This window comes from Halopseudomonas sp., from assembly GCF_038130085.1.
Classification (GTDB): domain Bacteria; phylum Pseudomonadota; class Gammaproteobacteria; order Pseudomonadales; family Pseudomonadaceae; genus Halopseudomonas.
Genome location: NZ_JAYPMU010000006.1, coordinates 15,816 through 29,332, shown reverse-complemented (window position 1 = coordinate 29,332; position 13,517 = coordinate 15,816). Strand labels below are relative to the sequence as shown.

12 protein-coding genes are annotated in these 13,517 nt (G+C 62.3%); 6 read left to right on the top strand and 6 right to left on the bottom strand.

Features of this window, described 5'->3' with window-relative positions; genetic code table 11:
- Positions 1–13 precede the first annotated feature (13 nt).
- Complete coding sequence (lnt, locus tag AAFM31_RS06245) at positions 14–1,534, top strand: apolipoprotein N-acyltransferase (RefSeq protein WP_341707040.1); 1,521 nt, start codon at positions 14–16, stop codon at positions 1,532–1,534.
- Here lnt and AAFM31_RS06240 read toward each other — a convergent pair.
- On the bottom strand, positions 1,490–1,753 hold the full coding sequence (locus AAFM31_RS06240) for a hypothetical protein (RefSeq protein ID WP_341707039.1): 264 nt from the start codon (positions 1,751–1,753) through the stop codon (positions 1,490–1,492). The two genes, lnt and AAFM31_RS06240, sit on opposite strands and share 45 nt — an antisense overlap.
- Positions 1,754–1,940: 187 nt before the next feature.
- Here AAFM31_RS06240 and leuS point away from each other — a divergent pair, with 187 nt between their 5' ends.
- The 3 genes from leuS to holA are packed head-to-tail and all read left to right on the top strand — an operon-like array spanning position 1,941 to position 6,149.
- On the top strand, positions 1,941–4,547 hold the full coding sequence (leuS, locus tag AAFM31_RS06235) for a leucine--tRNA ligase (protein ID WP_341707038.1): 2,607 nt from the start codon (positions 1,941–1,943) through the stop codon (positions 4,545–4,547).
- Between the two features lie 20 nt (positions 4,548–4,567).
- Positions 4,568–5,113, top strand: a complete 546-nt coding sequence (gene lptE, locus AAFM31_RS06230) for an LPS assembly lipoprotein LptE (RefSeq protein ID WP_341707037.1) — start codon at positions 4,568–4,570, stop codon at positions 5,111–5,113.
- Between the two features lie 7 nt (positions 5,114–5,120).
- Entirely contained in the window at positions 5,121–6,149 is a 1,029-nt protein-coding gene (gene holA / locus AAFM31_RS06225; protein ID WP_341707036.1) for a DNA polymerase III subunit delta, read from the top strand.
- Here holA and AAFM31_RS06220 read toward each other — a convergent pair whose 3' ends face one another.
- Both AAFM31_RS06220 and AAFM31_RS06215 read right to left on the bottom strand, forming a co-directional pair.
- Entirely contained in the window at positions 6,150–7,007 is an 858-nt protein-coding gene (locus AAFM31_RS06220; protein ID WP_341707035.1) for a universal stress protein, read from the bottom strand.
- A gap of 16 nt (positions 7,008–7,023) precedes the next feature.
- Positions 7,024–8,517 carry a SulP family inorganic anion transporter gene (locus AAFM31_RS06215; RefSeq protein WP_341707034.1) on the bottom strand — a complete coding sequence of 498 codons (1,494 nt, stop codon included), beginning with the start codon at positions 8,515–8,517 and terminating at the stop codon, positions 7,024–7,026.
- A gap of 331 nt (positions 8,518–8,848) precedes the next feature.
- On the opposite strand from AAFM31_RS06215, the gene AAFM31_RS06210 reads away from it, so the two are divergent.
- Both AAFM31_RS06210 and lipA read left to right on the top strand, forming a co-directional pair.
- Positions 8,849–10,153, top strand: coding sequence for a lytic murein transglycosylase (locus AAFM31_RS06210; protein ID WP_341707033.1), 1,305 nt, complete (start codon positions 8,849–8,851; stop codon positions 10,151–10,153).
- A 123-nt stretch (positions 10,154–10,276) separates the two neighbouring features.
- Positions 10,277–11,326 carry a lipoyl synthase gene (lipA, locus tag AAFM31_RS06205; protein ID WP_341707032.1) on the top strand — a complete coding sequence of 350 codons (1,050 nt, stop codon included), beginning with the start codon at positions 10,277–10,279 and terminating at the stop codon, positions 11,324–11,326.
- 48 nt (positions 11,327–11,374) lie between these two features.
- Here the strand turns inward: lipA and lipB are convergent, their stop codons facing one another.
- From lipB to AAFM31_RS06190, 3 genes are read right to left on the bottom strand one after another with little or no spacing between them, the layout of a single operon-like run.
- Entirely contained in the window at positions 11,375–12,010 is a 636-nt protein-coding gene (gene lipB, locus AAFM31_RS06200; RefSeq protein WP_341707031.1) for a lipoyl(octanoyl) transferase LipB, read from the bottom strand.
- Positions 12,010–12,288, bottom strand: a complete 279-nt coding sequence (locus tag AAFM31_RS06195) for a DUF493 domain-containing protein (RefSeq protein ID WP_341707030.1) — start codon at positions 12,286–12,288, stop codon at positions 12,010–12,012. Before AAFM31_RS06195 ends, lipB begins: the two co-directional genes overlap by 1 nt.
- A gap of 12 nt (positions 12,289–12,300) precedes the next feature.
- Positions 12,301–13,500, bottom strand: a complete 1,200-nt coding sequence (locus AAFM31_RS06190; RefSeq protein WP_371833015.1) for a D-alanyl-D-alanine carboxypeptidase family protein — start codon at positions 13,498–13,500, stop codon at positions 12,301–12,303.
- Between the last annotated feature and the right edge of the window lie 17 nt (positions 13,501–13,517).

Below are 13,517 nucleotides of genomic sequence, written 5' to 3'. Positions count from 1 at the left end.
TAAGGAAGTCCCCATGCACGCCCTGCTCAGCCGCCTGCGCGGCCCCGGTGTTGTCGGCCACCTGATCGCGCTGGTCGCCGGCGCGCTCAGCACGCCGTCCTTCGCCCCCTACAACCTCTGGCCGCTGGGCATGCTCTCGGTGGCGCTGCTGTACCAGGGGTTGAAGGACGTTACAGCAAAGCAGGCCGCGCTGCGTGGTGGCGCCTGGGGCTTGGGGCTATTCGCCTCCGGGGTGTCCTGGATCTACATCAGCATCCACGTCCACGGCAACGCCTCACCGCCGCTGGCGGCCTTCCTGACCGGCGGCCTGGAACTGGGACTGTCCTGCTTTTTTGCCCTGATGGCCTGGGTCTGGGTGCGCTTTCTGCGCCCGCAAGGCGCCTGGCTGAGCAGTCTGAGCTTTGCCCTGCTGTGGTTTGCTCAGGAAATGTTCCGCAGCTGGTTCCTGACCGGGTTCCCCTGGCTGTATCACGGCTACGCCCACAGTCACAGCTGGCTGGCGGGCTGGGCGCCGGTCGGCGGCGTCTGGCTGCTTGGGGTCATGTCGGTGTTGGTCGCCTGCCTGCTGACCGAGTGGCGCCTGCTGCGACGCCCGCTACAGACGGTCGCAGTTGCTGGACTGATCGGCCTGTTCTGGGGCGGCGGCCTGGTGCTGCAGTACATCGACTGGACCCAGCCCCTCGGCAAGCGCCTGAGCGTCAATCTGGTACAGGCCAACATCGCTCAGTCCGACAAGTGGGACCCGGCCTACATCACCCACACGCTGGAGCTGTACCGGGACCTGACCTACGCTCAGCCGCCGACCGACCTGGTGGTCTGGCCGGAAACCGCCGTACCGGTGCTGCAGAGCCAATCGCTGTACTTTGTCGATGGCATCGCCGCCAATTTGGCGCAGGAAGGCCGCACGTTGATCACCGGCATCCCGGTCGACACCCATGACGAAAACGGCATGCGCATCTATAACGGCATCATGGTTGGCGGCAGCGAGCCACGCAGCGAATACCTCAAGCAGAAGCTGGTGCCCTTTGGCGAATACGTGCCATTGGAAGACCTGCTGCGCGGGCTGATCGACTTCTTCAACCTGCCGATGTCCAGCTTCAGCCGCGGCCCGGCTGACCAACCGCCGCTGCAGGCCGCTGGTTACAAACTGGCCCCCCTGATCTGCTACGAGGCAGTCTACCCCGACTTTGCCGCCAAACTGGCTGCCCAAAGCGATGTGCTGATCACCATCAGCAACGACAGCTGGTTCGGCTCCTCGATCGGCCCGCTGCAACACCTGCAGATGGCCCAGATGCGCGCCATGGAGAGTCAGCGCTGGATGATTCGTGCAACCAACAACGGCGTAACCGCGCTGATCGATCCGCGCGGCGTGATTCGTCAGCGAATTCCGCAATTCCAGCAGGAGGTTTTGATTGGCGAGGTTCAGCCGATGAGTGGCCAAACACCCTATCTGCGCTGGCGCAGCTGGCCGCTGGTGATACTGGCGTTGCTAGTGCTTTTGCCCGTTGTCTGGCGGCGTCGCCACGCCCGGTAACGGCGTGCGCAGCGAGATGGCGACCAGTATCTGCTGCAGCAGCGCCATCTCCTCCGGGCTCAGCCCCTGCAATTCAAGGTCTGCCGGCAGCTCCGGGTAGCCTCGCAGCCATTGCCGGGTGTGTGCCATATCCAGCGCCTGATCGAGCCGCCGTAGCAGCTTGCCGTAAGCGCTATCCTGGGGCTGTCGAGCCACCACCGAAGGCAATCCAGCACACATCTTGCAACCTCCCGCAATGGCTCTGCGACGGCCCCGGATGGCTCGTCTCTTCATCTAGAGAATAGACCCACCGACGCCGCCGCCGCCAAGCCGGCGACGAATGGCATGTGACTACCTGATGAGCGCCGGGTGGTGTATCCTGCCCCATTACTTTTTCACGTCACCACGAGTCACCAGACCCCACGCCATGCAAGAACAGTATTCACCGAGTGAGATCGAAGCCGCTGCCCAGGCCGACTGGGACAACGCCAACGCATTCAAGGTTACCGAAACCCCCGACCAGGACACCTACTACTGTCTGTCGATGTTTCCGTACCCCAGCGGCAAGCTACACATGGGGCATGTGCGCAACTACACTATCGGTGATGTAATCGCCCGCTACCAGCGCATGCAAGGCAAGAACGTGCTGCAGCCCATGGGCTGGGACGCGTTCGGCATGCCGGCGGAAAACGCAGCGATGAACAACAAAGTCGCTCCGGCCGCCTGGACCTACTCCAACATCGACTACATGCGTACCCAGCTGAAAAGTCTGGGTCTGGCCATCGACTGGTCGCGCGAAATTGCTACCTGCAAGCCCGATTACTACCGCTGGGAGCAGTGGCTGTTCACCCGTCTGTTCGAGAAAGGCATCATCTACCGCAAGAACGGCACCGTGAACTGGGACCCAGTCGATCAGACCGTACTGGCCAACGAACAGGTGATCGACGGCAAGGGCTGGCGCAGTGGCGCAGTCATCGAGAAGCGCGAAATCCCGATGTACTACTTCGCTATCACCAACTACGCAGACGAACTGCTGAGCTCGCTGGATGAGCTGACGGGCTGGCCTGAACAGGTCAAGACCATGCAGCGCAACTGGATCGGCAAGTCGGTCGGTATGGAAGTCCAGTTCCCGTACGACACCACCAGCATCGGCCACGACGGCACCCTGAAAGTCTTCACCACCCGTCCCGACACGCTGATGGGCGCAACCTACGTCGCCGTCGCCGCCGAGCATCCACTGGCGACTCAGGCCGCCGGGAACAACCCTGAGCTGCAGGCGTTCATCGACGAGTGCAAGCGCGGCGGCGTGGCTGAGGCCGACATCGCCACGCAAGAAAAGAAAGGCATGCCGACTCCGCTGTACGTGCTACACCCGCTCACTGGCGAGAAGCTGCCGGTCTGGGTCGCCAACTACGTACTGATGGGCTACGGCGAAGGCGCCGTGATGGCCGTTCCGGCCCACGACGAGCGCGACTTTGCCTTCGCAACCAAATACAGCCTGCCGATCAAACCGGTTATCCGTACCTCGGCCGGTGATGAAACACCTGAGCCGTGGCAAGACGCCTACGGTGAGAAGGGCGAGCTGATCAACTCCGACGAATTCGACGGCCTGGACTACGACAGCGCGTTCACCGCCATTGGCGAAGTGCTGAAGCAGAAAGGCTTGGGCGAACCGCGTACCCAGTTCCGTCTGCGCGACTGGGGTATCAGCCGTCAGCGCTATTGGGGCTGTCCGATCCCGATCATTCATTGCGACAGCTGCGGTGACGTGCCGGTACCGGACGACCAGCTGCCCGTGGTGCTGCCCGAAGACGTGATTCCTGATGGCGCTGGCAGCCCGCTGGCGAAGATGCCCGAGTTCTATGAGTGCAGCTGTCCGAAGTGTGGTGCCGCCGCCAAGCGCGAAACCGACACCATGGATACCTTCGTCGAAAGCTCCTGGTACTACGCCCGCTACGCCAGCCCGCAATACGACAAGGGCATGGTCGATCCGGCAGCGGCCAACCACTGGCTGCCGGTTGACCAGTACATCGGCGGTATCGAACACGCGATTCTGCACCTGCTCTACGCGCGCTTCTTCCACAAGCTGATGCGCGACGAGGGCCTGGTCAACAGCAACGAACCGTTCAAGAACCTGCTGACTCAGGGCATGGTTCTGGCCGACACCTACTACCGCCTCGAAGCCAACGGCAGCAAGACCTGGTACAACCCGGCCGATGTCGACATCGAGCGCGACGGCAAGGGCAAGATCATTGCCGCCACGCTGCGCAGCGACGGCCAGCCAGTCGAGATTGGCGGCACCGAGAAGATGTCCAAGTCGAAGAACAACGGCGTCGACCCACAAGCCATGATCGACCAGTACGGTGCCGACACCTGCCGCCTGTTCATGATGTTCGCCTCGCCGCCGGACATGAGCCTGGAATGGTCTGACTCCGGCGTTGAAGGCGCGCAGCGCTTCCTGCGCCGCGTCTGGCGCCTGAGCCAACAGCATCACGCCAAGGGCCCGGCCGGCAAGGCCAACCTCGACACCTTGAGCGATGACCAGAAAGCCGTGCGCCGCGCCATCCATCTGGCCATCAAGCAGGCCAGTCAGGATATCGGCCAGCACCACAAGTTCAACACCGCCATCGCTGCGGTCATGACGCTGATGAACGTGCTGGAGAAGGCACCGCAAGACGCCGAGCAGGATCGCGCCCTGCTGCAGGAAGGTCTGGAGACCGTTGCCCTGCTGCTCGCACCGATTGCTCCGCATATCAGCCACAGCCTCTGGCAGGCACTGGGCCATAGCGACGCGATCATCGATGCGCGCTGGCCGAGTGTCGACGAGAGCGCTTTGGTACAGGACAGCCTGCAACTGGTGATTCAGGTCAACGGCAAGCTGCGCGGCCACATCGAAGTTGCCGCCGACGCCAGCCGCGAGCTGATTGAAGCCACCGCGCGGGAAAACGAGAATGTGCTGCGCTTTACCGAAGGCCTGACGATCCGCAAGGTTATCGTCGTCCCGGGCAAGCTGGTCAACATTGTCGCCAACTGATTTTGCAACGGAGAGCCAAGATGTCACTGACCACACCCCGCCTGCTGCTCAGCTGCGCCGTCCTCGGCGCCACCCTGCTCGCCTCCGGCTGCGGGTTTCACCTGCGCGGCACCGGTGTCGACAGCGTCGAGCTGAACCAGCTGGATGTAACGGCGCAAAACCGCTACGGCCGCACCTATCAGCAAGTGCTCGAGGCACTCGAGGTAGACGGCGTGCAGGTGACGCCGACGGCCGCCTACAAGCTGCAGTTGCTGAACGAAGCGCAGGGTCGTCGGGCGGTCAGCTATACCAGCAGCGCAACGCCCGCAGAGTACGAACTGACCAGCAACCTGACCTTCCAGATCGCTGACCGTCAGGGCCGTGCACTGATCGGGCCGGAGACCCTGGCTACCCGTCGCATTTACGTGAACGACAAGGACAACATCATCGGCACCACCGAGGAAGAAGAACTGCTGCGCCGCGAAATGCGCCAGGACCTCACTCGTCAGCTGCTGTTCCGTCTGTCCAGCATCACCGAAAGCGAGCTGTCCAGCCGCGAGTCGCGACTCGACCAGCAGGGCAACTGAACCGGCAATGAAGCTTAACGCCCCCCAGCTGGGCAAGCAGCTCAAGGATGAGCTAGCCGCCGTCTACATCGTCAGTGGTGACGACCCGCTGCTCTGCGGCGAGGCCTGCGATCTGATTCGCCGAGCCTGCCGCACTGCCGGTTGCGAAGAACGGCAGGTATTCGACGTTGACCGCAGTTTCGACTGGGCTCAACTCTACGAGGCCAGCCATAGCCTCTCCCTGTTCGCACAGAAACGCCTGCTTGAGCTGCGCATTCCATCGGGCAAGCCCGGGGATGCCGGTGCCAAGGCGCTGCTGGCGTATCTCGAACAACCCGCAGAAGACACCACCCTGCTGATCAGCCTGCCCAAACTTGACGGCGCCACCCAGCGTAGCAAGTGGGCCAAGAGCCTGATCGAGCACGCCGACAGCCGCTTCGTGCAAATCTGGCCGATTGAGCCGCAGCAACTGCCTACCTGGATTCGCGAGCGCCTGCTTGAGGCCGGACTGCAGGCCAGCCCTGAAGCCATTGATCTGCTCAGCGCCCGGGTCGAAGGCAACCTGCTGGCGGCGGCGCAGGAAATCGAGAAGCTGAAGCTATATTGCCCGCAAGGCCAGTTGACCTTGGACACCGTGCAACAAGTCGTCGCTGACAGCGCCCGCTTTGACGTCTTTCACCTCAGCGATGCGATGCTGCAGGGCCAGCCCCAGCACGCACTGCGGATGCTCAACGGGCTACGGGGAGAAGGCGTCGAGGCGCCGGTAGTGCTCTGGGCGATCAGCCGAGAACTGCGCAGTCTGGCCGACATGGCCCAGCAACAGAGCCGCGGCATCCCGCTAGACAAGGTATTTGCCAGTCAGCGGCCACCGGTGTGGGATAAACGCAAGCCACTGCTGCGCAGCGCCCTGCAGCGCCATCCGGCAGAAGCCTGGGAGCGCTGGTTGAACGACGCGCAGACCGTTGATGAGCAGATCAAGGGGCAGGCGCCAGGCTCGCCCTGGGACGGTCTGGCGCGCATTCTGGTTGAGGCCTCCGGCGCGCGCCTGAGCCTGTAGTCAGCGCAGCAGCAACAGCGGACAGTCAGTGCGCTGCAGCATCGAGGTGGTGGTACTGCCGACCAGGAACTGGCGAATCCGCGAATGACCGTAGGCGCCCATGATGATCAGATCCATCTCCTGCTCACGCCTGCACTGCAATAGCACCTCTTCAACCTCGCCGGCACGAATCTCCGAACTGGCGGAGAAACCCTCCTCGTCCAGCTGCTTGCGCGCTGCATCAATCGCCTGCCTGGCATCGGCAGTATCAGCGCCGACCATCAGCAGGTGGATTGTCGTCCCAACCAGCAGCGGACTCTGCATCAACAGATCAAGCCCCTTGCGCACGCTGGGGCTGTTATCAAAGGCGATCAGCACCCGTTGTGGCGCCCGGTAGTCACCAGTGGTGATCAGCACTGGGCGATGCATGGTGCGGATGACGCTTTCCAGCTGGCTGCCAACCTGACTGGCCGTACTGCCGCCCGCCTCACCCTGCCGCCCCATGACCAGCAAACGGATTTCGCCTTCCAGCTCCTGCAGCGTATCGACCAGCCGGCCGTGGCGCTGACGCAGAGTTGGCTCTGCCACCCCGTCGGCCTGCACCCGTGTTGCCGCAGCATCAAGCATCAGCTTGCCCTGCTCTCGCAGCAGGCGCGCGCGCCGTTCGTCCAGCTCGGCAAGCTCGTTCAGCAAGTGCTCGCGACTGCCCAACCCGATGCTGCCGGACAGGTCCGTTGGCCCGGCGCCAGCAACCGGCTCCAGCACGTGCAGCAGCGCCAGCGGCGCATTCAGCCGCAGACTGGCCCAGGCTGCGTAGTCACATACCGCTTCACTGGCAGCGGAACCGTCGATACACGCCAACACCCTTGCTTCGCTCATTCAGCTCTCCCGCTGATCAGTGGCCACCGAGGTGGTCAACCGCCTCCGGCTTGTCGTGTACCCCAAAGCGATCAACGATAGTGGCACTGGCCTCGTTGAGTCCGATCACCTCGACTTCGGTACCTTCACGGCGGAACTTGATGACCACCTTGTCGAGCGCACCTACCGCGGTGATATCCCAGAAGTGCGCGCGACTCAGGTCAATCACCACCCTATCAAGCGCTTCCTTGAAATCAAAGCCCGCGGCAAACTTGTCGGCAGAACTGAAGAACACCTGCCCCACCACCTCGTAGCGACGCGCATCACCCTCAGCACTCAACTCGCTGCCGATATGCAGGTAGTGACCAATCTTGTTGGCGAAGAACATCGCTGCCAGCAGCACACCGACAAACACGCCGTAAGCCAAGTTGTGAGTCGCCACCACCACCGACACCGTGGCCAGCATGACCAGATTGGTCGACAGCGGGTGATGACGCAGGTTGCGAATCGAATCCCAGCTGAAGGTGCCGATCGACACCATGATCATCACCGCCACCAGAGCCGCCATCGGAATCTGCCCGACCCAGTCGCTGGCAAACACCACCAGCACCAGCAGCACGCTGCCCGCTACGAAGCAGGACAGACGGGTACGGCCACCCGACTTCACGTTGATCACCGACTGACCAATCATCGCGCAGCCAGCCATGCCACCAAGCAGGCCGGAAGCGATGTTGGCAACGCCCTGACCCTTGCACTCACGGTTCTTGTCGCTGCTGGTATCAGTCAGATCGTCGACGATGGTTGCGGTCATCATCGACTCAAGCAGCCCGACCACGGCCATCGCAGCCGAATACGGCAGGATGATCATCAATGTATCGAGGTTGAGCGGCACGTCCGGCCAGAGGAAGACCGGCAGGGTATCCGGCAGCTCGCCCATGTCGGCCACGGTGCGAATATCCAGCCCGAGATGGATCGACACGGCGGTCAGTAACAGGATGCACACCAGTGGCGAGGGAATTACCTTGCCGACACCGGGCAGCAGGGGGAACAGGTAGATGATACCCAGGCCGGCGGCAGTCATGGCGTAGACATGCCAGGTTACCCCGGTCAGCTCAGGCAGCTGGGCCATGAAAATCAGGATCGCCAGCGCATTGACGAACCCGGTGACCACCGAGCGCGAGACAAAGCGCATCAACGAGCCGAGTCGCAGGTAACCGGCGCCGATCTGAAACACACCACACAGCAGCGAGGCAGCCAGCAGATACTCCAGACCGTGTTCGCGTACCAGCGTCACCATCAGCAGCGCCATAGCACCGGTCGCGGCCGAGATCATGCCAGGCCGGCCCCCGGTAAACGCAATGACCACCGCAATGCAGAAGGAGGCATACAGGCCAACCTTGGGATCGACGCCGGCGATGATGGAGAACGCAATGGCCTCAGGGATCAGCGCCAATGCAACGACCAGCCCGGACAGCAGGTCGCCACGCACGTTGGAGAACCATTCACGGCGCAGGGTTTCGATAAAAGTCATGGGTAGGCAAACCTGTTTTCAGTTCAGCAGACAGACACCGCAGCGTCGTCAGGTTGCAGGGCGCAGGTCCCTGCTCACATGCGGCAACAACAAAGCCGCGCAGACCACGGAATCGCCGAAGGCGCGCAGACATGGGGAACAGGGTCGGTAAAAGCCGCGAACTCTAGCATAAATGCCGGAACACGGCCATTTGCCGCCCTTGCCGAGCCGCGCGCCACCTGTCATTGTCGTGCCTTGTTGCCGGAACCTTTCCTGCGCACTAACCTCCAACGGCTCAAGGACGGGGCTTACACAGCACCCGAAAAGCCAGACAAGAATCCAGGGAATCTGCATGCCCACACCCCACAGCCGCAAGGCCCGCCTCCCTCTGCTTGCCTCATTCAGCCTGATTTGCCTGAGCGCCTGTGCAGACACCCCCAGCGCCGCCATCGCGCAGCCGGTGCCAGTGCAACCGAGCGCCGCCACTGCCGCTGCTCCTGCAGCGCCCCCGGCACAAGCGCCCAAACCCCAAACCTTCGCCCAATGGCGCGACAGTTTCCGCCAGGAAGCACTGGGTAAGGGGATCGACGCCGACCTGTTTGACCGCGCCTTCGCAGGCGTCACCCCGGATGAAGACGTCATCAAGGCAGACCGCAGCCAACCCGAGTTTTCCCGCCCGGTATGGGCGTACCTCGACAGCGCCATGTCGAGCCAACGGGTGGCGACCGGCCGCAGCCGCCTCAGCGCTCAACGCGAAACACTTGACGCAATTGAGCAACGCTACGGCGTGGATCGGCGCATCCTGACCGCCATCTGGGGCCTTGAGAGCAACTACGGCCAGAACATGGGCAACCGCGCGGTTATTCGCTCACTGGCGACACTGGCCCACGAAGGCAGGCGCCCCCAATTTGCCCACGACCAGCTACTGGCCGCGCTGGACATTCTCCAGCACCGGGACATTGAGCCCAGCGGCATGCTTGGCTCATGGGCAGGAGCCATGGGGCAGACACAGTTTATCCCGACTACCTACAACCAGTATGCGGTGGATTTTGACGGAAACGGCCGACGCGACATCTGGAACTCCGCTGCCGACGCACTGGCCTCAGCCGCCCACTACTTGCAGCAATCCGGTTGGAGAAGCGGTCAGCCATGGGGGCAGGAGGTCGTGCTGCCGGCCAACTTCGACTACGCCCAAGCCGACCCCGCCGTGAAGAAAACCGTGGCCGAATGGCAGGCACTTGGCATCACCGCCGCAGGCGGCCAGCGCCTTGCCGACAATCTCGCGGAGCAGCGCGCCGCACTGCTGCTGCCAGCCAGTCATCGAGGCCCAGCGTTCCTGCTGCTGAACAACTTCAGCACCATCATGCGCTACAACAATTCCTCTAGCTACGCGCTGGCCATCGGCCTTCTGTCAGAGCGCTTTCAGGGCGCTGGCCAGATTCACGCGACCTGGCCGACCGATGACCGACCACTGTCACGCAGCGAACGCATAGAGCTGCAGACCCTGCTCACCGAGAAAGGTCTGGAGCCGGGCGGTATCGACGGTATTATCGGCGCCAACACGCGCCGGGCTATTCGCAGCTTCCAGCAGCAACAGGACTGGCCAGCTGACGGCTACGCCTCGGTCGAGTTGCTCGAAGCCCTGCGCCAGCCCTGAGCTTCAGCGCGCAGCTCACCACTGCGCGCACCTGCTCGGCTGTGGTAGAATCCGCGTCGGCCACAAGCCGACCAGTGCCTCTTCCAGCACCCCACGGAGCCTCTACCAGGAGCCCTGCCGATCATGTCCGACACCCCGCAGAAATCCGTTGCCAGCGGCGAGAAGTTTCGCAACGCCCAAGGCATTGCCGCCATCAAGGATGGTCAGAAACGTCGCGCCAGCGCTGAACCCCAGGTTTTTTCCCCGAAGCCCAAATGGCTGCGGGTCAAGGCCCCGGGTGGTGACCGTTTTGAAGCGGTCAAACGCAATGTCAGCGAGCACCGACTGAGCACGGTCTGCCAGGAGTCCCATTGTCCGAACATGGGCGAGTGCTGGTCTAACGGCACCGCCACCATCATGCTGATGGGCTCGGTCTGTACCCGTGCCTGCCGCTTCTGCGCGGTGGATACCGGCAACCCGAACGGCTGGTTGGACAAGGAAGAGCCGGAAAACACTGCCAAGTCGGTCGAGCTCATGGCACTGCGTTACATCGTGCTGACCTCGGTTGACCGGGACGACCTGGACGACGGCGGCGCAGCGCATTACGCAGCCTGCGTCCGTGCTATCAAGCAGCGTACGCCGCAGGTGGTGGTTGAAGCCCTGACACCTGACTTCGACGGCGTACTGAGTGCCATCGAGGCGGTGGTCGATTCAGGCCTGGAAGTCTTCGCTCAGAACGTGGAAACCGTCGAGCGCCTGACCCATGAGGTTCGCGATCCACGCGCCGGATACCGCAAGACGCTGGACGTACTGGCCCATGCCAAGAAACACCGTCCGCAGGTGCTGACCAAGACCAGCCTGATGGTTGGACTAGGTGAGACTGACGACGAAATCCTGCAAACCTTCAAGGATCTACGCGAAATCGGCGTCGATATCGTCACCCTTGGCCAATACCTGCAGCCGACTCGCAATCACCTCGCGGTGCAACGCTGGGTCAGCCCGGACGAGTTCAATCGCTACCGTGAGATTGGTCTGGAGATGGGTTTTATGGAAGTGGCCGCCGGCCCGCTGGTGCGTTCCAGCTACCGTGCCGATAGGGTATTCGAGAAAAATAACCTGGGTCTGGCAGCACCGGCCCCGGTACCGGGTCAGGCGGTCGACGCCAGCCTGATTCCAACCCTGAATCTCAGCTGACGCTGACTCCGACACAGGCGCGCCGCAATCAGCAGCGCGCCCGCCCCTCTACTGCTCAGTGACGTAGCCCAGACGCTTGCGCAACGCCGCCGCCAGTTGCTCCTCGACCAGAGCGATATCCACCGTCCCGTCGACATGTTCGCTGAGTTGGGTCATCCGCAAACCCGCGTAGCCACAGGGATTGATACGCCGGAACGGCTCCAGGTCCATATCCAGATTCAGAGCCAGCCCGTGGAACGAGCAACCACGACGCACCCTAAGGCCGAGCGAAGCGATCTTGTCAGCCCCCACATAGACACCGGGGGCATCAGCGCGCGGCGCCGCTTCAACACCATACAGCGCGAGCAGGTCGACCAGACTCTGCTCCATGGCCGTCACCAGCTCACGTACCCCAAGGTTCTTGCGCCGCAGATCCAGCATCAGATAACCCACCAACTGGCCCGGGCCGTGATAGGTGACCTGACCACCGCGCTCGGCCTGAATGACCGGTATATCACCGGGCGCCAGCACGTGCTCAGCCTTGCCAGCCTGCCCCTGCGTAAACACGCGGGGATGCTGCAGCAACCAGATCTCATCAGGGGTATCGGGGCCACGCTGCTCTGTGAGTTGTCGCATGGCCTCCAACGTGGGCTGATAATCCACCAGCCCGAGGTGGCGGATTACCAGTTCCGCAGGGGCGTCCATCACAGCACCATGTGCACGCGGCCGGTCGCCTTGAGATCCCGATGCAGGGCTTCGAGCTGTTCCTGACCGGTTGCGGTAATGACCACCCGCAACGACAGAAAACGCCCGTTCTTGCTGTCCTTGATCTCAACGGTGGTGGTATCCACGCCGGGGGCATGTTTCTCCACGACCTGACAGATCACCTCGGCAAAATCATCACCGGCAGTCCCGATGACCTTGATCGGGTACTGGCAGGGAAATTCGATTTTTGGAGCCTGGGGCTCGTTTACATCAGCCATGCGCTGCCCTCCTCAATCAAACAAACCGTAGAAGAACAGACGAATGCTGTCCCACAGACGCCCGAAGAAACCACCCTCCTCGACCGCAGTCAGCGCTACCAGCGGCGCCGTGTGCACGACCTCGTCACCCAGCTTGACTTCAACTTCACCCAGTACGTCACCGATCTGGATCGGCGCCATGATCGGCTTGTTCAGCGTCAGACTGGCTTCCAGTTTGTCGGACTGGCCCTTGGGCAGGGTCAGCATCAGACCGTCCTGAAGACCGAGCTGCACCTTGTCCTGTGCACCCTTCCACACTCGCTCGTCAGCCAGTACCTGACCCGGCTGGTAGAAAGTCTTGGTTTCAAAGAAGCGGAAGCCCCAGGTCAACAGTTTCTGGGTTTCAGCCGCGCGAGCCTGCTCACTTGTAGTTCCCATGACCACCGAGATCAGGCGCATGTCGTCGCGCTTGGCGGAGGCAACCAGACAGAAACCGGCTTCGTCGGTGTGACCGGTCTTCAGACCATCCACAGTGCTGTCGCGCCACAACATCAGGTTGCGGTTAGGCTGACGAATGTCGTTCCAGACGAACTCCTTCTCGCCGTAGATGGCATAGTGAGATTTGGGGTCGTCACGAATAATCGCCTGCGCCAGGATCGCCAGATCGCGAGCTGAGGCGTAGTGATCCTCGGCTGGCCAGCCAGTGGCGTTGACGAAGTGGCTATTGGTCATACCCAGACGCTGCGCCTGTGCGTTCATCAGGTCGGCGAAGGCATCCTCACTGCCGGCAACGTGCTCGGCAAGCGCAATACTGGCATCGTTACCGGACTGAATAATCACACCGCGCAGCAGGTCGATCACCGGCACCTGATTGCCCACGCGGATGAACATCTTGGAACCACCCATGCGCCAGGCCTTTTCGCTGACCAGCACCGGGTCGTTCTCGCCGATCTGACCACGCTTGATTTCCTGACTGACGATGTAGCTGGTCATCATCTTGGTGAGACTGGCCGGCGGCAGCGGAGTATCGGCATTGTGCTCGACCAGCACCGCACCGCTGTTGGCGTCGATCAGCAGGTAGCTTGACGCTGCCAACTCCGGCGCTGTCGGCACGATAGGCGCTGCCGCAGCGGGTGCATTCAGCGTCGGACGGGCAGGTGTCTGCGCATGGGCAGTCACCGACAGGGTCGCGACAGAGGTAATCAGCAGGGTCGAAATCAGTTTTTTCAACATGGTGCTCACAATCAGTG